We start from the raw sequence: 22,344 nt of genomic DNA, 5'->3' as shown, positions 1-22,344 counted from the left end.
AAATGGACTGTTCCCGGTAGTTTTTTTATCCCGGAGCAGTCCATTTATTCTTTCATGTCTTATTCTGATTCCATAACTCCAATAGTGGCCCCTCTTGCCCATAGACTGGATCTGTATCCGGAATGGGAACCTCCTGAATTTCACGCAGAACTTTGGGACGCTCCCCCGGTTCACCCGTTCGGGTATTATAGCTCATGCCACCTGGATAGGCCCCTGCAATGCGGAAATCACGGCTCGCACTCAGCCGCTTATGTCCGGTTCCCGCAGGTAATACGACCACATCTCCTGCATGAAGACGCACAACCTTTCCATGTTGCCCACCAAGAATGAGCTCAACCCAGCCACTAACCACTGCAAGTACTTCATGAGCATTGCTGTGAAAATGATGATAATCAAACACACCGTTAATCCAGCTGTTTCCCCATCCATTTTGGTTCAGTAACGACTCTGCACGAGCGGAATTTGTTGCCCAAATTCCTTTATACAGAAGTACAGGCAGAATCGGATGATTGGGGATCACACCATCGTCCTGAAATAACATCGTTTGTACATTGTTGATGGCCTCTTTCATCGTAAATATCACCTCTCTATGGCATTACCCGTTTATTTCTGGTGAAGAACAAAAAACAATTGTAAAATGATACAAAATGTATCACTATAAGGTTATAATCAGAACATAGACTCTCTTCAGTAACTTGTTGTATTAATCCAAGGGGGAATGTGCTTGAATATTGTCATTACAGGGGCTTCTGGATTTGTAGGATTTAACCTTTCTCAGTATTTGGCGCAAAAAGGACATCGAATCACCCTGGTGGACCAGGATGATTATTGTCAGAGGCTTGTTCACAGCTCTCCACTTCATGAGATGGCCTTTATCTGTTGTGATCTCGCGAAGGACAGATTTAGCTTGCCGCACGAAACAGACTATATTATTCATCTGGCAGCGATGCCACACGTAGATTATTCGTATCATCACCCCGGAGAAGTGTTTCGTAACAACACCCTCAGTACACAGGCCATTCTGCAATACGCTTCCGATCACCATATTCCCGTGGTGCTGGCTTCATCTGTTGAGGTATACGGAGGGGAGATGGGCAGAGTGTATCATGAATCCGATGAATATGCTCCGGTATCCCCTTACTCCGCTTCCAAAGTAGCCTGTGAGATGCTCGCACGATCCTACGCTCAATGTTACCAGCTTCCTATAAAAATATTTCGTTTAACCAATCTTTATGGACCTTGGCAGTTGCCGGACCGGATTATCCCGCGTAATTTTGGCCGAATGATGGACAGCCTTCCTCTGGATATTCAGGGATCAGCTGTACGTGATTTTTTGTATGTAGATGATGCGCTGCGAGCGATTGAACAGATTATGCTGAATGGACAAGATCAGCAGATCTATAACATTTCGACAGGGCAAGGAACAACCATGCAAGAGATCGGAGATCTTTTGCACCAATTGCATACTTCTAATGGAACGGCGGAGATTCGGGAGCAGGAGCCCACCCAGTCCAGAGGTTCGAGTCTGGTCGTTCACTCGGGAAAATTACGATCAGAGACCGGATGGTTTCCCCAGATGACGCTGGAGCAGGGACTGGAGCAGACCTTTCGATGGTATCAGGAACATCCCGAATGGGTAAGACAATTCAGCCGTGAATACCACACGACAAGAGAAGCACGCAGCTTTATTATCGATATGGCGAGATATGCAGTTCCGGCTATCTAACCAGGGCAAAAAAAGCCAGGGAAGGGTGTAGTGAATAACACCTTCCTTGGCTTTTTTGCGCCCCCGTCGAATCCCGGCTTTCAACCGGTATGGACGGTCGGGCAATGATCCTATATTTACTGCACGAATTGTCGTGCGTGTTCACGTTTAACAAATGGATCTAGTGATGTTTTTTTACATCAGCAATTTTGTCCTGCACAGCACCTTTGGCTTTGTCTTTCTTGCCCTCAGCCTGAAGGGATCTGTTGTTAGTCGCATTACCGATCTGATCTTTCACTTCGCCTTTGGCCTTGTTTACGCCTGCTTTAATTTTATCGCTAGTTGAATTACTCATATCGAACATCTCCTTCGTTTCTGGTGTAGTCCTTATTAACCGGGATGCCCGTATTCTAAACGTTGCTATTGTGATAAGGGCAGAAATTTGTTCTGGATATTCTGTCAGAAATGATCAGTACGAAGAGTCAGTATAAGTATAGGCATTGCATAACCGCGTGCTTCATTAAAGAAATGAGAGGATGTTATGATATGAGCAATTATATTGGAAATGGTGCATATTGCTACGCTAATTCAGCTTCAATGCTGCTGTCGTCCATTGGAGAAAAGGTAGACCCCGGTCTGCTTGAAGCAGTCGGTGGCTTTTCACTAGGGGCCTTTCGAACGCAGGAAGATATGCTTTTTTTTGATAACTGTACCTCTAGTCCTGATCTGGCCATCAGCAAAGCGATGAGCATTCTGGGATTTAGTGTGCGCGAAAGTGTGCAATCACCGGGTACAGAGATGCCTGTAGATGAGCTAAGAGAGGCTTTGAAGCAGGGTCCTGTGATGATGGGTCCGCTGGATATGGGCAAACTCGTCTACAATCCCAACTCTCCCAACCTGGGTGGTTGCGATCATTATGTAGTGGCGTTGAGCATGGAGGGCGATGAAATATGCCTGCATGATCCTGCTGGATTCCCGAATGTCTTCCTGACACTGGATAAACTTGAGGAAGCATGGAAGTCTGAATTCCCGTGGAGTAGCGGTGTGTATCGACGATGGTGGAGTCCTGAACGCATTGAACAGCCTGATCTGGAGGAGATTAACCGTCGTGCTTTTACTTGGTTCAAATCAACGCTTACAGAACAGATCCATGATATTGCTGCACAGGAAGGACGAACAGGAGCTTCAGCGATTCTTCATAAGGCGGAACAGGTTCGTGCTGATGCAATCGATGGTAATGAGTGGGCTCATTATGTGTATTTTGCTCTGCCAGTAGGCGCGCGTCGTGCCCATGATTATGGGTCATTTTTTAAAACAATCCATCCTGACCTTTCTGCTTTGAAATACGCACAATCGCGCCAATTCGGGGAATGCCAATCCCGTCTTGTCTCCCGGAACTGGGAGGCTGCTGCGACAATCATGGTGGCACTCGCGGAGACGGAAGCCATGATCGAAGCTGCTATTTTGAAGATGGAATAATGTAATTGTAAGTGAAGCAAGGCTATGAGAAGGGGAGATACACATGAATGAATTAGCTGACAATCGCCATATCAGGCCAGGGGAAGATGAGACATTCGAGAATCGGCAAAAGGAGTCGGATGTCGCGCTTATCCAACGAGCCCAAACTGGGGATACAGAGGCTTTTGGTGAATTGATTCACCGTTACCGTGGGCAATTGTTCCGTTATGTGCGAGCACTTACACATGATTCTTATCTCGCAGAAGATATTTTACAGGATGGGCTTATTCGGGCGTTCATTCATATGGGGCAGCTTCAGAATGCCGAGCGTTTTATGGCTTGGATGCAGCGCATTGTGCGTAATCAGGCGTACTCACATATGCAACGCCGAGAGCAGCAGCGTGAACAACATTTTTCTTCTTTCCTTGCATTTGGAGCCGATGATCCCTCATGGAGCGATCAAGACTCGCTTGACATGACGCTGAACCATCTTTTGAATGACACCGAACGGATGTCGCAGGAAACAGGCTATGATCCGTATCAAGCTGTTGCTCAGCAGGAAATGAGGAATAATCTCTACAAGCTGCTGGGATGTCTGAATTTAAGAGAGCAGCAGGTCTTCACATCGTATTGGATGGAGCAGCTGTCACCGCAAGAAATTGCCTGTAAATTCAATCTGACAAGTGCCAATGCGTATCAAATTCTGTCCCGTTCACGTAAAAAAGTGTCGCAGCTTCATATTCATTTATCCGTAGAAGAAATGCTGGCAGAGTGGAATTCACTCGGGCAAAATCGAGTGATTCTGGAGGAGCCCCTTTCGTTTCGGGCTCCCCAAACCTGGAACTCGGCAGCAGCATCCATTCAAGAGATGTTAGGTTATATCGGTTCATCTCCATCTCTCCCCATGGTTATGGGGATGAGTGGACTTTCTTTTCGTCTGACCATCCTGCCTCAGGACATACATATCGCTGGACCCACCGCCTATAACTTCAAAGAGGTACTTATCAGAGGATTGCACCATATGGGTTATCGTTCCCATGCGGTTGAGGCTTTGGCGAGCGAAGCGGGACTCAATGCCAATCTGATCGATCCTTCGATGCTAGAGGAGAAAGCGAAGGGGAAAAGGTTGCTAAATCCAAGGCTTGTTCGGGCCCTCTCCTTGATTCGTTACTCCATTCATCGGGGAATTCCGGCCGTAGTATGGGACCTGAATATTCCCGAATTCGGATTGATTTATGGCTATGATGATGCAGCCCGGACCCTGTACGGTACAGATTTCATTAAATCAGGAACAATTATCTATGATCATGTAGGCCGGGGGGTGAATCAGGAAGTATTTGTACTGGCAGCGGAATCAGATGGCATGATAAGAGAAATGAACTTGCGCGCGGCACTGACAGCTGTTTTGGCTCATTATCGTGGGGAGGACCCATATACCTTGCCGAACACAGTCAGTGGTCTGGCTGCTTATGCGGTCTGGAGAGAAGCCCTAGAATATAGACGGGTAGAACCGAACGGTCATGCCTATAACATTGCGGTTTTGTGGGATGCAAGACGTTATGCAAGTGAGTTTTTCAAAGAACTTTCTGTAAAGTGGGCTTCGATTCCCCGCTATTCCAGCTTGATTCCATTCTGTCTTCAGGCGGAAGAGTTATATCGAAACATGTCCCAAAGGTTAAACGTGCTCAAACAGTGTTTTCCTTTTCCTGAAGGCGGAAAGCCAAACGAGAAGCTTCAGGTCGATCAAGCTATCTCGATACTTCTGGAGGTGGAGGAATTAGAGCGAGCTGCTGTCGTTGCAATAAAAGCGTTGCTTGAAGAAATGGATCAGCATTCCCCAGAAATCGTTATGGTGTGACCTGAATGTAATGATTAGATCGGGCAAACAGTGAAACAAATATCAGGAAGGCAGGACGATCCGTCAGGCCTTCTTTCTGTCTTTTTTGCTTTCGTGCTAGGATAGGTTCATACTTGAACAAGAAATGATGTCATTTCAGGAATAAGGCTGCACCCCTAGCTGCATAATAACGACAGTGACCAATTTCGTTGCATGAAATTCATGGTTTTGGAAAACAATTCCTGAAAAATTCAGTTGAAAAAATCCTTCCTTGTGTACATATCGCACATATGGTCATATGTGATCTTGTCTTCATACCACATGTGGTAGGATTACGGATCTGGGACAGGAGAATAATCGATTTTAATCCGACCACAATGCTTGACAAAAAAATCGATTTTGTTACAATGTTCACAATATCTTCACAAGTGTAAAAAATTTCTTTTTCATGTTCATGTGTAAGAGGTGTAATATAGGGGTATAGAGTTCGGTTTCGGCCTGCTTGTCGTTTTGCGTCAACACATGTTGTCCGCAATAGACCCAAGATACAATACACGATGTGGGAACGGCCCTTGGGCTATGCTCATTCTATTGTGTGAAATTTGGTACATTTAGTTGTATTGGATGTATTTGTGGTTCGGCTCTGCTTGACAGGCATCATGAAAGTCGCGGACTTCTATCCCAAAGTAAAGGAGGACTTTCTCTTATGTCACAATCGCCTACTCAACAAGAGGTGCCGGTTACAGAAGGTGCCGACGTTTCCCAACGCCAGTCCTTGGACGTACTGGATCAATTGATGAAGCCTGAGGTACAGGAGTCTCTGACCGTTCTGGTGGAGAACTTGCCTAAACTGGCTGAAATGGTCACTGCTATGACCAAAGCTTATGACTTTGCACAAAGCGTAGCTACAGACAAAGTTCTGATCAGCGACACAATGAGCGCAATGGGCGAGTTTGCTAAACCTGTTGTAGACAAAGCTAAAGGTGTAGCTTCTGCTGCCATCGAAGCAAGTGATCGTGCGCAAGCTGAGCAAACTTCGGTTGGTTTGTTCGCTATGCTCAAAATGCTTAAAGATCCAAACGTACAACAAACGCTGCGTTTTGCTCAATCATTCTTGAGCATCCTGAACGAGCGTCAACAACAGCAACGTTAAGATTAGAAGAACGGAGGATGGATATGTCGAAGCAAATTTTGATCTTGGGCGGAGGTTACGGTGGTCTGTTGACTGCGCTGACTGCGCGTCAATACCTGACACCGGAAGAAGCGACTATTACAGTCGTGAACCGTTACCCTACGCACCAAATTATTACGGAACTGCACCGTCTTGCAGCAGGAAGCATTGCTGAAAAAGCAGTTGCCCTTCCACTCGAAAAATTGCTGAGTGGTAAAAATGTGAACTTGAAAATCGATACGGTGGATACAATCAAGCCGGACGAGAAAAAAGTTCTCATGACCAGCGGTTCTACTTACTCTTACGATGCACTCGTTGTTGCCTTGGGCAGTGAAACGGCATTCTTCGGAATTCCGGGATTGCAGGAGTACAGCTTCACGCTGAAATCCGTTAGCGATGCTAATCGCATTCGTGCACACGTGGAAGCTCGTTTGGATGCTTACAAACAATCCGGCAACAAAGCAGACGCTACGTTTGTTATCGGTGGCGGTGGTTTGACAGGTATCGAGCTTGTTGGTGAATTCGCTGACCTTCTTCCGGCTGTATGCCAAGAAAAAGGTATCGACTTCAAAGAAGTTTCCCTGTACACGGTTGAAGCAGGTCCTTCCATCCTGGCAGGATTCCCGCCAGAACTGGTTGAGCGTGCAAAAGCGAGTCTGGAAAAACGTGGCGTTAACTTCATCGTTGGCGTAGCGATTACCGAAATGAAAGAAAATGAAGTTCTGCTGAAAGACGGAAGCTCGATCCCTACGAACACACTCGTATGGACAGGCGGCGTTCAAGGTAATGCAGTTGTTGCCAACAGCGGAATTGAAGTGGATCGTGGCCGTGCGAAAGTTACGGAAGTACTGCAATCCACATCCCATAAAGACGTGTTTGTTGCTGGTGACAGCGCAGTGGTCTTCCCTAGCGAAGGTGCTCGTCCATACCCTCCAACAGCACAATTGGCTTGGCAAATGGGTGAAACTATTGGTCACAACTTGGGCGTAATGTTCAAAGGTGGCGCAATGGAATCCTTCACACCAGTATTCTCCGGTACACTGGGAAGTCTGGGTCGTAAGGATGCTGTCGGCATGATCGGTGGCAACCAGACTCGTCTGAAAGGTCTGCCAGCAACCATGATGAAAGAAGCAAGTAACATCCGTTACCTTGCTCATATTCACGGTTTGTTTGCACTGGCTTACTAATACCTGTACGCCATGCAGCAGAAAGGCACCCCACGTGGGGTGCCTTTCTTTATTTTTAACCAGCATCCGTAGAGCATAGGGGCTAAGTTCCTTGAAGCGAGATATTGAAATATATTCGTTGTTATCAGAGATGTTTTGAAGAAAAAAGTGCTCGGTATAAACCGTATAGGGTGTATGGTATATTAAAGGAAAGACGTGTTATCCGCATCTTGCCAGATGCGCTGAACGGTAGTAATACATAGCAGCCGGCGCTTAGAAGCGTCGGCTTTCGTTTAAATTAAAGACAAGTCTGTTTTATAAAAGCTAGCTTATAAAAAGGAAAACCGAGAGGAGAATGACATATGAACGTATTAGTAATTGGAGCGAACGGACAAATCGGCAAATTTCTGGTGCAGCAACTGGCACAGGAAGGGAAACATCAAGTCACCGCGATGATTCGCAAACCGGAGCAGGCAGATGCACTGAAGCAGTTTGGTGCCAATGTGGTGATTGGCGATTTGGAAGGCAGCGTGGATGATCTGGCCGAGGCAATGAAAGATCACAATGCCATTGTGTTTACAGCGGGTTCCGGTGGATCTACGGGCGAAGACAAAACATTGCTCATTGATCTCGATGGTGCGGTGAAAACAATGGAGGCGGCACAGCAGCAGGGAATTACCAGATATATTTTGGTCAGTGCGTTTGGGGCAGATCAGCGGGAGAAGTGGTCCGACGCCATTAAGCCGTATTACGTGGCGAAGCATTATGCCGATCGGGCGTTGTTCGCAAGTGATCTGAATTACACGATTATCCGTCCAGGTGGTTTGAAAAATGAGCCGGGTACCGGCAAAATCTCTGTAGGAACAGATCTGAAACCGGGAAGTATTCCACGTGAAGATGTGGCTCGTGTAATCGCTGCTTCCCTCCAGGAGGAGAAGACGTATCGAATGGCTTTTGATCTGATCGCCGGGGATGAATTGGTAGAGGATGCCTTAGGTAAATTGTAATTCGTATTGTAATATAACGGGAGAATGGAATGACGGAATGAGGGGGAGCTCTGCATGAATGAAGCCGTGCTGGTGATCGAGGATGAGCCCAAAATTGCACGCCTGCTTGAACTGGAATTACAGTATGAGGGATATCAGGTAGGCAAGGCAGGCAGCGGAACGGAAGGGCTGGAGATGTATGGGGAGGGGCAATGGGATCTGATTCTGCTGGATATTATGCTGCCGGGTCTGAGTGGGATTGAAGTGTTGCGACGGATACGTGCCAAAGATGCGACCGTGCCCATTCTGATGCTCACAGCCAAAGACTCTGTGGAAGACAAAGTATCCGGACTCGATCTCGGAGCCAACGATTACATTACTAAGCCGTTCCGTATTGAAGAGTTGCTTGCCAGAGTACGCGCTGCACTGCGCCTGAGTGCTGCATCGGCTGCTACCCACTCTGCCACTTCGGTCCCACGGGATACGGCGCAATCATCGGAGCACACGGCGGAAAATGAGACAGGCTGGCTCACCGCAGGTGGATTGAAGCTGAATGAAGGAACTCGTGAGATATCCCGGGATGGTCAATCGATTGAGCTTACACCGCGTGAGTTCGATCTATTGGTGTATCTGTTGCAAAACCAGCGCCAGGTGCTGAGCCGGGACCAGATTGTTCAGGCCGTCTGGGGATATGATTATTATGGAGATACCAATGTGGTGGATGTGTATATCCGTTATGTGCGCAAAAAAGTCGATAACGGATTCACACCACCCTTAATACATACCGTTCGGGGTGTTGGTTACGTTCTGAAGGAGCAAGTATGAGTCTGCGCAGCAGAATCTACGGATATTCGTCCGTATTGTTTGCCGTGCTGCTGATTGCCGTCAACCTGTCGGTGTATATCGTGTTCGAACGGATGTCGATCGATAACGAGATCAAGCGGGTAGAGGCTGAGGCCGAGTCTATTGTAAAAGGAGTGCGCCAGTCTGCCGGTTCCATTCCGCCGGACGACTTGCTCCGGGCCTACGCGCCGCTGGACGGCATGCTGCGGATCGTCAATGAAGACGGCACCAGCTCCCCGCCGGTGACGACCTCGGCAGAGGAGCAGCTGAGCAAGCTGTCCTACAAATACGAAAGCGAAAAAAAATCGGAGTATACCCAAGTTGAACAAATCGGTTATGTCTGGGTCTCTGTTCCAGTGATCTGGCCGGATGGAGAAGTAGTGAATCTACAAGTCACCGAGAGCATTGAAGATACCGAGAATCGCCTGTCTGTGCTTCGTACAGTTCTAGTTGCCGTTACCATCATCGCGCTGATTCCGGCCATCATCTCCAGCCGTATTCTTGCGAACCGGATGACAAGGCCGATCCAGCAGATGACACGTACAATGAGTGATATCCAGTCGAGCGGCCAGTTCAAGCGACTTCCGCTCGATGAAAAATCGAAGGATGAGCTGAAAACGATGGGGCAGACGTTCAACCGTATGATGGATCTTCTCGAATCTAACTTCGAGCGGCAGGAGCGTTTTGTTTCTGATGCTTCTCATGAACTGAAAACACCACTCACCATCATTGAAAGTTATGCCAGTCTGCTGCAACGAAGGGGCAAGGAACGTCCCGAAGTATTCGACGAGGCGGTAGAAGCCATTCTGTCCGAATCCGTGCGCATGCGGGAGATGACCGAGCAGCTGCTATTGCTGGCAAAGCAGCCAGAGCAGTGGAATGTACAGCTGGAGCGGGTGGATATCACCCAACTTGCGCTGGATTCCACACGTGCATTTCGCGAAGCCTATCATCGGGAAGTCCACTGCGATGACCCAGGCAGGATATGGGCGATTAGCGATGTGAGCAAGCTGAAGCAGCTGCTCTTTATTTTGCTGGACAATGCTCGTAAATATAGTGAGGATGCCATTGAAGTCCGGCTGGAGGCAAAGGGGCAGGAATGTCGGATACGTATTGTGGATAAGGGAATCGGTATGCGGGAAGAGGAACTGTCCAAGGTGTTTGACCGTTTCTATCGTGTTGATCAGGCCAGAACACGCAGCGGCGAAGCAAGCGGTTCGGGTTTGGGGCTTTCCCTGGCCAAAGATATCGCAGAAGCCGTGGGCGCACGTATTGAATTGAACAGCACCGAGGGCAGAGGAACCGAGGCTTCGATTATTTTGCCCACATCCGTACAGAACGGATCACTCTCATGAAAATCTCATTCTTCTCTTATATACTGATAAACACAGTAGGATTACGGATCATAAGAGAGTGCGTAAGGGGGAGCCGTGATGGAAGAGCATGAGGGGCGTCCGGAAATGAAACGGGAAGAACAACGACGCAAAGGATGGGCGAAGCCAAGACGTTCATTTTGGTGGGGTGCGGGGCTCCTGGCTCTCCTTGTCGTTATAGCGGTCATGTGGTGGAGGCCGTGGCAATCAGACCGCGTGATGTTAACAGCAGATGCAGCGGCCCAAGCGGTCTTGGATCAATATCCGGGAGAGATCCTGAATTCCACGTTGAAGGACGGAACCTACATCATGCAGCTCCGCTCAGAAACCGGACTGTATGACGTACAAGTTGATGCTGTTACGGCGACCGTGAATTCCATTAAACGGCTGGAGTCCAACCCACAAGCCGAGGAGAAGACGTTATGGAGCCGAGAACAGATCAAGACGGAATTGCTGAAACAAACGGATGCCGAACTGGTGTCGCTCGAACTTGTCGAGCAGCAGGGGAGCCCGGTGTATCTGGCGGTATTCAAGATGAAGGACAATGGTCGGGAGCAATGGACCATTGATCCGTATAACGGGGAGAAACAGTCTTCAAAGCCGCTGGAGGCATCTTCGCCCGACCCGACAACAGGGGAAGGCACCAAGACTTCATTTCTGAGCGAGAAAGAAGCAGAGCAGAAGGCACTGGCTAAGGTTCCTGGTGAAGTGGATGATATCGAACTCCGTGGAACGAATAGTGGCAATCCGTATTATCTGGTTGAAATTGACCTGGATGACGGTCGTGAGGCTATTGTGCAGGTGAATGCCATTTCAGGCGCGATTCGTTCGGTCACATGGGATGATGACGAAGATTAAAGGTATAGAAGCCATTCTGTGAGATTCTCACTCATTTTCTCATCAAATTTTAATCTGACTCTCGCTGAACTCTCATTCGTACAGGTTAATCTATAACTGTAGACGAGAACGAGAATAACAACGAGGAGATGAATGATGATGATGAATAAACATAAACTATGGATTGGCAGCTTGTCGGCAGCGGTGTTGCTCGGAGGATCAGCCGCTCTGGCTAGTGGGAATGTAAACGGACAATCGGTACAGCCTACGCAAACGTCCACTACACAATCAGTAACACAAACCCAGAACAACACAGGTACATTGCTGACGGTCGCACAGGCCAAAGAAGCAGCCTTGAAAGCAACGGATGGTAAAGTGGATGATGTGGATCTGGAGCGCAGAAACGGCCAAACGTTCTATGAAGTTGAGATCGACAAAAAAGGTAGTAATGACGTTGTCGTTCGTTTGGATGCTTACACGGGTAAAATCCTTGCCGTAGTCGATGATGAAGATTACGATGACGACGATGATTATAATGGAACTGTGGCAGGTACGTCTTCCAATCAAGCTGCTTCAAAACAGGTTAAACTGACAGAGGTACAAGCTTCAAACATTGCCCTGAAACAGGTGACAGGCGGAAAAGTAACCGAAATCGAACTGGATCATGATAACGGCCGTTGTGTTTATGAAGTGGAACTAAGAACAGCAAACGGTGAAGCCGATGTAGACGTCGATGCCAATACAGGCAAAGTGCTTTCGTTTGACCAGGATTTTGACGACGAAGATTAAGAAATAACGTATATTATAGGGATTTAGATTGTGTATAACAGAGGACGCTTCGGATGAAGCGTCTTTTTGCTGTTCACTCCATAAGTTCAGTGTTTATTCGTACATGTTCCGCCGTATTGTTCACTATTCGAGCAGGGGGATGGCGGATACAATCGTAATCAGGAGGTGAGTGCCGAGCCAGTCTGAGAAACAGGTAATCCTATGAAATGCATCATCGATCGGAGGAAGAAGAGACGTATCGATTTTATTGTAAGCGCTTTATAAATTAATTACGGAGGTGCATTGTTCTATGAATGAGGGTTGGTTGAAAAAGAAAACAAAAACACATCGTTACACTCGTCGCCTTTGTTATCTGCTTGCTCTAATCCTGGCGCTACAATCGCTAGGTATGCTGGTCGCTCCAGGACAACAGGCTTCCGCTGCTCCACTCAGTGTAATCAACGGGGTACAGTTCAAGGATACAAACGGCAATGTCATTCATGCCCATGGGGGCGGGATGATTAAGGCTAATGGGTACTATTACTGGTTTGGGGAGAATCGCAACCCTAATGGAACGTTCAAGGCGGTATCTGTATATCGTTCAGCAGATCTGAAAAACTGGGAGTATCGCAATGATGTGCTTACCAGCAGCTCGGCTGCCGAGCTGAACATTTCCAACATCGAACGCCCGAAAGTCATTTATAACAGTGCAACAGGCAAGTATGTTCTTTGGATGCATAAGGAAAACGGGGTTGACTATGGTGAAGCGAGAGTGGCGGTAGCGACCTCAAGTACAGTGGATGGCAATTATACGTATGTGGGCAGCTATCGTCCGCTTGGCTATGATTCGAGAGACATGACGGTATTCAACGACAACGGAACGGCTTATCTCATCTCGGCGACCAAAGTGAATGCTGACCTGAATATCTACAAGCTGACTCCTGATTTTCTCGGTGTGGAATCGCTCGTAACGACGCTATGGCCGGGTCAATATCGTGAGGCACCTGCCATGTTCAAAAAGGGTGGCGTCTATTTCCTGATCACATCCGGGGCTACGGGATGGAACCCGAATCAGGCAAAATATGCGACTGCTACCAGCATAACTGGCACATGGAGCGGCCTGAGCAACTTTGGGGATAGTACAACCTATGGTTCCCAATCGGCGTATGTGCTTCCCGTGGAAGGCTCACAGACAACATCCTATCTCTACATGGGCGATCGCTGGGCTGGCGCCTGGAGCGGGCCAGTGCAGGATTCTAAATATGTGTGGCTGCCGTTGTCTTTCCCAAGTGCAACCAGTCTGGCGATGAACTGGGCAAGCAGTATTACCATAGATGCAGCCACGGGTTCCGTAACCGGAGTGGATACGCCCGATGTATGGGACCCGAATGCTTCGTATCAGCTGATTAGTCGCAAAAGCAATAAATTGCTTAATGTCATCGGTGGTTCTGCGGATAACGGTGCGGATCTGGAGCAGCGGGCAGACGGCGGAACGACCAGCCAGCAGTGGCAGATCACGGATGAGGGTGGCGGTTATGTCAAAATCATCAATCGTTCCAGCGGCAAGCTAATCGGTGTAGAGAATGGTTCCACAGCAGATGGAGCTGTTATTGAACAGTGGAACGATGGCGGCTGGGCCAGTCAGCAATGGCAGTTGGTTAGTGTGGGTGGTGGTTATTATAAATTGAAAAACCGCAGCACAGGCAAGGTGCTTGATATTTCGGGACAATCCCTGGCAGACGGGGCAGCTGCAATCCAGTGGACAGATAATGGTGGTACGAATCAGCACTTCCAGATTGTTAAGGTTCAATAAGGATTGATTGTTTTGTTGGTTAATCATCATAAAGATTCACAATTAAACCCTTGTCCCTCATTATGAGTGGGACAGGGGTTTAATTGTGAAAAATATGAAGCTCTATAAGCTAGAGATTAAACATTCCAATTGAACCTTTTATTCTAACTTTAGATTATCAATAGCAGAAATAAGGTATTAGTATAAATAACGGAAAAGCTTAATCCTCAGGACGATTACATTGCTAAGATATATTATTGGTAGGATCCTGCCACAAAATAAAAATGGTAAAACACGGGTGCGAGTTAGGAGGTTAGCAAATGTACGTTATTCTTCCTTTTTTGTTGTCGACATTAATCTCTGGATTGCTAGGTTATCTAACCTATAGAATATTATTAAAAAATAGAGCTGGGATTATTGTGACGTTGATATCATCCGCGTTTATAGCTTATATTTTTATAGATTTATATGCTTTTTTTGGAGTGGTAGGAGGTGTGTTGTTTTACATTTTACTAATAAGAATTTCAACTAAATAAAAAAATAATAATTACCAGACTTAATTGATAAATTAACAAAAATCAAATTCTATTCTATAAATTCAGGATCTTTGTTATGCACTTCTTTGTGCAGAGCAAAGGTCTTTTAATTTTTCTTTATCCCTCTCTGTTAATCCAATCTGTGGTAAACTAGTAGAATTGTAGAAATAGTAGAGACAGGGGCTGGATAACGAAGTGAGTGAAAAACAAGTACTGTCAATTGAAGGCTTGCGTATGCGGTATAACGGGCGTTATGTGCTAAATGGGATTGATTTAGAAGTGAATCGGGGCGAGATGATCGGATATATTGGTCCGAACGGTGCGGGTAAAAGCACGACGGTCAAGATTTTGCTCGGACTAGTTGAGGGATATGTGGGTACGGTCCGCATCTTTGGCAAGGATATCGCAGATGGTGACGCGGAATATAAGCGAAGAATCGGTTATGTACCGGAAGTCGCGGAGCTATACGAGCAATTAACCCCGGCAGAGTATCTGACCTTTATAGGAGAATTGTACGGGTTGTCCTATGAAGATGCCGATTATAAGGCGAAGCAGTTGATGGATTGTTTTGGACTGGAAAAATCATATCATTCCCGCATTGCTTCCTTCTCCAAAGGCATGCGTCAGAAAGTGCTGCTGATCTCCGCGCTGTTGCATGACCCGGATTTGTTGTTCCTGGATGAACCACTCAGCGGACTGGACGCCAACAGTGTAATGGTGGTAAAGGAGATTTTGACACAGCTGTCGGCCAAGGGTACAACGATATTCTATTCGTCACACATCATGGATGTGGTGGAGAAGATCAGCAGCCGAATCGTTCTGATTGCCGAAGGACGCGTGATGGCGGATGGTACGTTCAGGCAGCTCCAGCAGCAATCCATGGAAGGCTCACTGGAGGAAGTATTCAATCAACTGACGGGCTTCAATGAGCATCGGGCAATTGCAGAACGTTTTGTGTCCATCGTGCAGGAGGTGTACTGATATGGCGGAATCCTCCGACTTCCGCACGCTGAAGATTCTGGATCGTTTTCGGCCTATCATCGCCAGAACAGGAGCGGATTATGACGTACTGCGTTTGATTCTACGGGTGAAGTTCCAGATGGATCAGCGGAGGGTACCGACGGTATTGTCAGCACGCAATGGCAATAAGGAGCAGAAAGAAGGCAATCTGTATCTGCGTTCCCTCTGGTTGTATGCACTGATGGGGCTGATTATGGTTCCGTTTGTCGTCTGGGATACGGGACATTATATGCTTCAGATGGGTCTAGTGACCGCCATGCTGATGTTTATGATCATGACCTCCATGATCTCCGACTTTTCTTCGGTACTGCTCGATATTCGGGATCGTAATATCATCATGACCAAGCCGGTAAATGGACGCACTGTTGGCTTGGCTCGTGCCATTCACGCAGGGGTTTATTTGCTGCTCCTGACAGGCTCTCTGACGGCTGCGCCGCTGGTAGCCGGATTGATTGCCCACGGGATCGGCTTTTTCCTGCTTTTTCTGGTGGAACTGGTGCTGATTAATATGTTAATTCTGGTGACCACGTCCCTGATCTATCTATTCATGATGAAGTTTCTGGATGGCGAGAAGCTTAAGGACATGATCAATATGATGCAAATCCTTCTTTCCATCGGCATTGCCGTAGGCTATCAGCTGGTCATACGTTCGTTCAGCATCATCGACTTTAATATGGTGTTCACACCTGCCTGGTGGCAGTTACTGCTGCCTCCGGTATGGTATGCAGCGGTTTTTGAGCTGCTGTTCGGCGGCGGGGGAGATGCCTGGCTGTATACTTTCTCAGCGCTTGCTGTGATCGTTCCAATGGTCAGTCTGTTGGTGTACGTGAAGCTGATGCCTTCCTTCGAATTGTATTTGGAGAAAATGTCACACGCAGGTCAGGCCTCTGGACGAAGACGTGGGAATTGGGATCGCATCATGGCGAAGGTATTCTCCCGTTCCAGAGAAGAGCAGGCGTGCTTTCGTTTGTCTGCCAGTATGATGCGAAGTGAAAGGGAGTTCAAGTTGAAGGTATACCCGTCGATGGGTTTATCTTTTGTATTGCCCTATGTATTCTGGTTCACCCAATTGCAGAGTTCTTCGTGGGCAGAATTTAGGGAAAGCTCCTTCTTTTACACGCTATATATTGTGCTCTTGCTGATTGTGTCTGTTGTGACCATGCTGAAGTATTCCGGACAATACAAGGCGTTTTGGACTTTCCGGGCAGCCCCTCTGGCCAACGAGAATGTGCTATATAGTGGAGCGCTAAAAGCTTTCTTATGCAACATGTTCTTACCCGTATTTATATTGAACGCCATTGTATTTGTGTGGACCTTTGGGTTAAGAATTCTTCCTGATCTGATCGTAATATTTTTGGTGGCAACTGCACTTATTCCGCTGTCTGGAAAGTTGTTGATGCGAAAACCGCCGTTTTCCCAATCCTTTAGTGTGGCCGGACAGAGTGACGGCTGGCTCGTCTTTGCCTTCTTTCCGCTCATGGCACTGTTATGGGGACTACATGTATTCATCCGCACCATACCAGCAGGCATCTGGATCTATGTAGCACTCCTAGTATTTATTAACATGCTATTCTGGACGATGCTGCATCGGGTGAAGCGGGCTTCTGTAATGGTTGAAGTTTAAGGCGGGCGGTAGTAGGTTGGTTGAGGTTGCCTGATGAAGTTTAGCAGATGGAATCCTGAAGAAAAGCTGATTAAAGCCAATCCGGTGTTGATGAATCGGATTGGCTTTTTTACGTTTTTTCTAATTCTTTACGTGATGCGATGTACTTTAAAGATGGAGAAAATAAATGATATGCGAGCTGTAACAGTGATCTGGATTCTGTAGCACTTAAACGATTGGGAGATTGAATTAGTGTGTTAAATCGGTATCGGTATGCTAAGCATGGGGGTTTCCGCTTTGCAGGACAGCTTCTGCCAGCTGATCGGCTGCATCCGCCGTGGAGAGGGCAGATTGCTCTGCTATCGCATAGACCTTGGACAGCGTGCCCGCAATCCCCGCCACCTTTTGGCGGATCAGGTCTGGCCCTGCGCCTTCCAGCTCGTAGGCGGTGCTGATGATTCCGCCTGCGTTGAGCACATAGTCAGGCGCGTACAGGATGCCGCGCGCCTGCATGCCGCGAACAACCAGCTCCCGATGGCTGAGCTGGTTGTTCGCCGCCCCGGCAACGATGGAGCAGCGCAGCTCCTCCACCGTTGCCGGGGTCAATACGCCCCCTAGGGCACAGGGGGCGAACACCTTGCAGTCAGCGGCGTGAATATGGGCCGGATCGGCCGACATGGCGCCGCTGAACTGCACAAGGGCACGTTGTACACGTTCGGGTACAACGTCTGCCACAATGAGCCGTGCCCCGGCTGCATGCAGGTAACGGCACAGGGCATACCCGACCTTGCCCAGTCCCTGGACGGCAACGCAAATGCCCTGCAAGGCGTCAATGCCCTGCAAGGCGTCAATGCCCTGCAAGGCGTCAATGCCTTGGTGACGCAGCGATGTCACAATGCCAGTGTATACACCGTAGGCGGTCATCTCGGCTGTGAAGTCATCCTGTGCGCCAAGCGATCCGGTCGTGTCCGTCACATGTACCGTCTCCAGCCGGATCTGGTCCATATCTGCCGCCGTAGTGCCCAGATCCAGCCCCGTCACATAACGTCCGTTCAGTCGTTCCAGATAGCGGCCCAGAGAACGGAATGTTTCGGCACGCCGGCAGGCTTGTAGGCTGTTTTTGGATGTCTTATCTAAATCCTTATCTAATCCGTTCGATGTATCCTTGCCTTTTTTGGGATTCAGATTGTTGTCTGGGCTGGCATCGCCCGATTTGATGATCAATTCGGCTGGCACATCCCACACCACAGCTTTGCCCCCGCCATATGGCAGACCGGAGACCGCCGATTTGTAGGTCATGCCCTTCGCGAGTTTGATGGCATCCCGAACCGCTTCTTCCTCCGATGCATACGTCCAGCAGCGGCATCCCCCGAGTGCGGGACCCAGCACTGTACTATGGATGGCGATAACGGCTTTAAGCCCGCTCCGTGGATCATGGCAAAATATGAGTTGTTCCATACCTTCCCGCTGCATCTCGTGCCACAACTGCATGACAGTTCCCCCTTTTGGTAGCCGTCGTTTCCCGAACCTTTTTGCCTGTACGCCTCAATCGAATTGCTGTTGGTTCAGCATATTCAGACACGCCGCTTTTCGCCCCTGGGTCTCAGGCCGGGTTGATAATGAGTGAAAAGGGCTCTATAATGTCAGTTCCGGCTTGCCAGTGCGCAGAAAATAGAAAATGCAGTCCAATTTACGTTCAACCGTTTAAAATGACCGCATAACGTCCAATGATGGAGATAGAGTAAACAGGCAGAAGAATAAATGATATGTAGAGGAAGCGGAAAGAAGGCACGCAACAAACGGCCCATTTCGTTGTGAAAGTCAGGAAAGAGGGATTGCGATTGTTTAAAATATTGGTATTTATCTTTTTGATCCAGATTGTGTATGTATCTGCTTATACACTTCGGATGATTCTGACGCTCAAAGGACAGAAATATATTGCTGCGCTCATCAGTATGGGCGAAATTGTGATCTACGTACTCGGTCTGAATCTGGTACTCAAATATCTGACCCAGCCATCTGCGTTAATTGTATATGCTGTTGGTTATGGGCTGGGGGTATTGCTGGGTGCCTGGATCGAAGAGAAGATTGCGCTTGGTTACGTTACCGTTAAGGTTATTTGTAACCAGATGGGCGGGGATGTAGCGAATGCCTTGCGGGATAAAGGATACGGTGTCACCGCCTGGGTTGGTAGTGGACGAGATGGAGACCGGCTGGTTATGGAGATTTTGGCGAAACGAAAAAACCAGAAACTTCTATATCAGACGATTCTGGAGCTTGATCCCAAAGCATTTGTCATCACCGTTGAGCCCAAACAGTTCCATGGCGGGTTCTGGACACGTTCCATCAAAAGATAAATTAGGAATATTCGAGATAATAGTGAGCCCCTTTGGGGGCTTTTTTTCATGTCTATAAGTTGAAATGGGAATGCTCCGGGTTAAATCGGGTGTTATTTGAGGACTGATATCAGGATCCCAAAACGATCTGAGATAAGGATTATTGTTGTAATCGCTTCCAACATTTACATTGAGGACATGTCCTTCGTGACTCGCGATGGCAGAGATGGACAGACGCAATCATTATAATTAGGGAGGAATGGTTTTATGAAAAGCAAAATTCGAACATGGTGCAGTGCCGCGCTGGCTCTGACGTTGGGCTTCACCCTACTGTCTGGACCGACAAGTGTACAGGCAGCAGGCAATGCAGATTACAATCTTACAGGTTTCTCCCAAGGCAATACGGGTGGAGGTACCATCAGCGAATCGGACACGTCCAAGTATAAGAAGGTATACAATGCAACGGATCTCGCAGCGGCGCTGAAAAAGAACTCCGGTGTCAAAGTCGTCGAGATTATGAACGACCTGAATCTGGGATGGAACGAAATTCCGAGCGCTGCACAGACATCGCCTTTTGCCAAGCATAATGATGCACTGACTCATCCTGTATTGAAGCAAACGGGTGTCAGCAAGCTGACGATCGACAGCTTTAATGGCCTGACCATCTTCTCAGCCAACGGGGCCAAGATCAAGCACGGAGCCATCAGTGTCAAACGCAGTTCCAACGTTATTATCCGCAACCTCGAATTCGATGAGTTATGGGAATGGGATGAAGCGACCAAAGGTGACTACGACAAAAACGACTGGGATTACATCACCCTTGAAGAGAACAGCAACGTATGGATTGATCACTGCACATTCAATAAAGCCTACGACGGGCTTGTCGATTCGAAAAAAGGAACGAGCGGTGTGACCATCTCCTGGTCCCTCTTCAAAGGGGATGACGGCAGCTCAAACAGCTGGGTTACCCAACAAGTTAACGAGTTGGAAGCGAACAAGGCTTCCTATCCGATGTACAACTACCTGCGCAGCAGCGCGGTTGGGCTTAGCAAAGCCGATATCATTGCCATTTCATCTCCTCAGAAAAAAGGTCATCTGGTTGGTTCGACCAGCTTCGAATCGGCCAATGCTAATCTGTCCATAACTCTGCACCATAACTTGTACAAAGATATCCAGGATCGCATGCCGCGTCTGCGCGGAGGCAATGCGCATGCCTACAATATTGTGATGGATGCGACAGGGGCACGTGCGGCCAAATCCAGAATCACTTCTGCGATGGCAACGGCGATTTCGTCCAAAGGGTATCATTTTGATATCATCGGCAACGGAGCTATTTCCACTGAAGATGGTGCAGTACTGGTCGAAAAGTCGGTGATCAAAGACGTACTGTTCCCGGTCCGCAATAACCAGACGGACCCGGCCGATGCAACATATACTGGTAAAATTCAGGTGACTGACACGATGTATTCTCTGGATGGAAGCTCATTCCGTGGAAACAGTGATACATCCGGCAGTCCGCTCAGCCCGGTTCCGGCCGCAGTGAAAGCTTTCTCCTGGAACGGATTCTCTTCACTTCCTTACAGCTACGCTACCGATGATCCAGCGACGCTGAATGCACGCCTCACCGGTTCGAGCGGAGCAGGTGCAGGCAAATTATCCTGGTCCAAAGACAACTGGCTGAAGACGAGTTACTAGGCTGTAACAGGAGTTAGGTTTTTGGAATCGAGTGGAGAGTGGCCGTGATCTGTAGTGGTTCCTGACTACTTTCTCTTTTTTTCATAAGCAAAGAGTGCTCCTGCAGCCTTAATGGCCGGGAGCACCCTTTTTGTGGAATGGGAAGTCTTCGTACCTTTTTAGTCAGATACGTTATCCGAAAGGGCAGGTGCTGCACTCACCGAATCACGATAAATGATATTGCCCTTCACGTGTACGCGGCCGAAGCTGCGACTCGGGTTATCGATCTTTTTGAGCATGGAATGAACCGCAGTGCGCGCCATCTGTTCCACATCGACTTCAACCGTAGTTAATTTGGGCTCGGAGAGTGTGGCATAGATATCATTATCGAACCCAACCACAGAGCATTGTGCAGGCACCTGAATACCCAGGGAAGTCAGTTTCTGAACGAGCAGATGAGCCACCTGATCACAATTGCATACAAAAGCCGTAGGCAGCTGCTCTGGCAGATCAATTTCAATAAACGTACCTCGCTCATCGCGGTCATTAAGCACAAGATCCGGATTCATCGGCAACCGATGCTCCAGCAATGATTTGTAATAACCGAGGAACCGGTCCTGAATGCTGCTAGTAGAATAGAGATTCCCCACATAAGCGATACGGCGGTGTCCCTGCTGTACCAGAACGTTTGTCAGCTCATAAGCAGCGTAAAAGTTATCGGTAACGACAGAATCAATATCAGAATGCTCATCGTAGAAATCGAGAAACATTTTGGGTACCTCCATCGACTGGACCAGCTCGATATATTCCTTGCTGACTTGTCCAAGCACAATGAAACCATCCACTTTGTTGTCACTATAGAGCTTCGGCAGGATTAATTCCTCTTCGTCCTCCACATTCAGAATGTGCAGAATACCGTAGTATCCCTGATCCTCGAGATGTTTGGTGATGCGCTGGAATACACGTACATAGAACGATTGTGTAGGTCCGGTAAAACGCTCCGGGATAATAACACCAATATTATGAGTTAAGCCTTCCTTCATCGAACGGGCTGCGGCGTTATACCGATAGCCCATCTGAACGGCAAGCACTTTAATTTTTTCCTTCAATTCGCCACTGACGCCATCTTTATCATTTAATGCTTTCGAGACCGTCACACTGCTAACTCCGAGCTTGTCGGCGATATCCCGCATGGTGATATTGTTCTTCAGCTTTGGTCGCCTCCTTCAAGCCGGTTTA

Annotated in this window: 20 protein-coding genes; 16 read left to right on the top strand and 4 right to left on the bottom strand. The window is 48.0% G+C overall.

What is annotated here, in order from left to right; translation table 11 throughout:
- Positions 1-52: 52 nt before the first annotated feature.
- Positions 53-571: a cupin domain-containing protein gene (locus BLV50_RS17875; RefSeq protein WP_063568229.1), complete on the bottom strand. Its 519-nt coding sequence runs from the start codon at positions 569-571 to the stop codon at positions 53-55.
- 147 nt (positions 572-718) lie between these two features.
- On the opposite strand from BLV50_RS17875, the gene BLV50_RS17870 reads away from it, so the two are divergent.
- Entirely contained in the window at positions 719-1,726 is a 1,008-nt protein-coding gene (locus BLV50_RS17870; protein WP_072733789.1) for an NAD-dependent epimerase/dehydratase family protein, read from the top strand.
- 160 nt (positions 1,727-1,886) lie between these two features.
- Here BLV50_RS17870 and BLV50_RS17865 read toward each other — a convergent pair whose 3' ends face one another.
- Entirely contained in the window at positions 1,887-2,060 is a 174-nt protein-coding gene (locus BLV50_RS17865; protein ID WP_064506464.1) for a CsbD family protein, read from the bottom strand.
- 191 nt (positions 2,061-2,251) lie between these two features.
- Between BLV50_RS17865 and BLV50_RS17860 the strand changes: the two genes are divergently transcribed.
- The 13 genes from BLV50_RS17860 to BLV50_RS32820 all read left to right on the top strand — a co-directional run bounded on the left by BLV50_RS17860 (position 2,252) and on the right by BLV50_RS32820 (position 17,320).
- A complete protein-coding gene (locus BLV50_RS17860) occupies positions 2,252-3,184 on the top strand; it encodes a cysteine peptidase family C39 domain-containing protein (protein WP_072733788.1) in 933 nt (310 codons plus the stop codon).
- A gap of 43 nt (positions 3,185-3,227) precedes the next feature.
- Complete coding sequence (locus BLV50_RS17855) at positions 3,228-5,021, top strand: RNA polymerase sigma factor (protein ID WP_090809181.1); 1,794 nt, start codon at positions 3,228-3,230, stop codon at positions 5,019-5,021.
- Between the two features lie 685 nt (positions 5,022-5,706).
- On the top strand, positions 5,707-6,153 hold the full coding sequence (locus BLV50_RS17850) for a DUF1641 domain-containing protein (protein WP_024629786.1): 447 nt from the start codon (positions 5,707-5,709) through the stop codon (positions 6,151-6,153).
- A 23-nt stretch (positions 6,154-6,176) separates the two neighbouring features.
- Entirely contained in the window at positions 6,177-7,358 is a 1,182-nt protein-coding gene (locus BLV50_RS17845) for an NAD(P)/FAD-dependent oxidoreductase (RefSeq protein ID WP_063568226.1), read from the top strand.
- A gap of 341 nt (positions 7,359-7,699) precedes the next feature.
- Positions 7,700-8,344, top strand: a complete 645-nt coding sequence (locus BLV50_RS17840; protein WP_079695434.1) for an SDR family oxidoreductase — start codon at positions 7,700-7,702, stop codon at positions 8,342-8,344.
- Positions 8,345-8,398: 54 nt separating this feature from the next.
- Positions 8,399-9,148 (top strand): response regulator transcription factor, encoded by a 750-nt coding sequence (locus BLV50_RS17835; protein WP_090809179.1) that lies wholly within the window; start codon positions 8,399-8,401, stop codon positions 9,146-9,148.
- A complete protein-coding gene (locus tag BLV50_RS17830) occupies positions 9,145-10,521 on the top strand; it encodes a sensor histidine kinase (protein ID WP_090809177.1) in 1,377 nt (458 codons plus the stop codon). The genes BLV50_RS17835 and BLV50_RS17830 overlap by 4 nt, the downstream gene beginning before the upstream one ends.
- 78 nt (positions 10,522-10,599) lie before the next feature.
- Positions 10,600-11,397, top strand: a complete 798-nt coding sequence (locus BLV50_RS33520) for a PepSY domain-containing protein (RefSeq protein WP_063568222.1) — start codon at positions 10,600-10,602, stop codon at positions 11,395-11,397.
- 141 nt (positions 11,398-11,538) lie between these two features.
- Positions 11,539-12,165, top strand: coding sequence for a PepSY domain-containing protein (locus tag BLV50_RS17820; RefSeq protein ID WP_218135406.1), 627 nt, complete (start codon positions 11,539-11,541; stop codon positions 12,163-12,165).
- A 289-nt stretch (positions 12,166-12,454) separates the two neighbouring features.
- Complete coding sequence (locus BLV50_RS17815; protein WP_090809173.1) at positions 12,455-13,957, top strand: RICIN domain-containing protein; 1,503 nt, start codon at positions 12,455-12,457, stop codon at positions 13,955-13,957.
- Positions 13,958-14,667: 710 nt separating this feature from the next.
- Complete coding sequence (locus BLV50_RS17805) at positions 14,668-15,453, top strand: ABC transporter ATP-binding protein (protein ID WP_063568220.1); 786 nt, start codon at positions 14,668-14,670, stop codon at positions 15,451-15,453.
- Between the two features lies 1 nt (position 15,454).
- Positions 15,455-17,116, top strand: coding sequence for a hypothetical protein (locus tag BLV50_RS17800; protein ID WP_063568219.1), 1,662 nt, complete (start codon positions 15,455-15,457; stop codon positions 17,114-17,116).
- A gap of 33 nt (positions 17,117-17,149) precedes the next feature.
- Positions 17,150-17,320: a hypothetical protein gene (locus tag BLV50_RS32820; protein WP_177031212.1), complete on the top strand. Its 171-nt coding sequence runs from the start codon at positions 17,150-17,152 to the stop codon at positions 17,318-17,320.
- A 51-nt stretch (positions 17,321-17,371) separates the two neighbouring features.
- On the opposite strand, the gene BLV50_RS33695 is transcribed toward BLV50_RS32820, so the two are convergent.
- A complete protein-coding gene (locus tag BLV50_RS33695) occupies positions 17,372-18,586 on the bottom strand; it encodes a Leu/Phe/Val dehydrogenase (RefSeq protein ID WP_177031211.1) in 1,215 nt (404 codons plus the stop codon).
- A gap of 350 nt (positions 18,587-18,936) precedes the next feature.
- Between BLV50_RS33695 and BLV50_RS17790 the strand changes: the two genes are divergently transcribed.
- Positions 18,937-19,452, top strand: coding sequence for a DUF2179 domain-containing protein (locus BLV50_RS17790; protein WP_053782622.1), 516 nt, complete (start codon positions 18,937-18,939; stop codon positions 19,450-19,452).
- Positions 19,453-19,698: 246 nt separating this feature from the next.
- Positions 19,699-21,126 (top strand): pectate lyase family protein, encoded by a 1,428-nt coding sequence (locus BLV50_RS17785; RefSeq protein WP_090809169.1) that lies wholly within the window; start codon positions 19,699-19,701, stop codon positions 21,124-21,126.
- A 158-nt stretch (positions 21,127-21,284) separates the two neighbouring features.
- Here BLV50_RS17785 and BLV50_RS17780 read toward each other — a convergent pair whose 3' ends face one another.
- A complete protein-coding gene (locus BLV50_RS17780; protein WP_090809167.1) occupies positions 21,285-22,298 on the bottom strand; it encodes a substrate-binding domain-containing protein in 1,014 nt (337 codons plus the stop codon).
- Between the last annotated feature and the right edge of the window lie 46 nt (positions 22,299-22,344).

This window comes from Paenibacillus sp. 276b (genome assembly GCF_900107875.1).
GTDB classification, from domain to species: domain Bacteria; phylum Bacillota; class Bacilli; order Paenibacillales; family Paenibacillaceae; genus Paenibacillus; species Paenibacillus marchantiae.
Note: the sequence above shows the minus strand (reverse complement) of the source record. Positions and strands in the feature narration are given on the sequence as shown.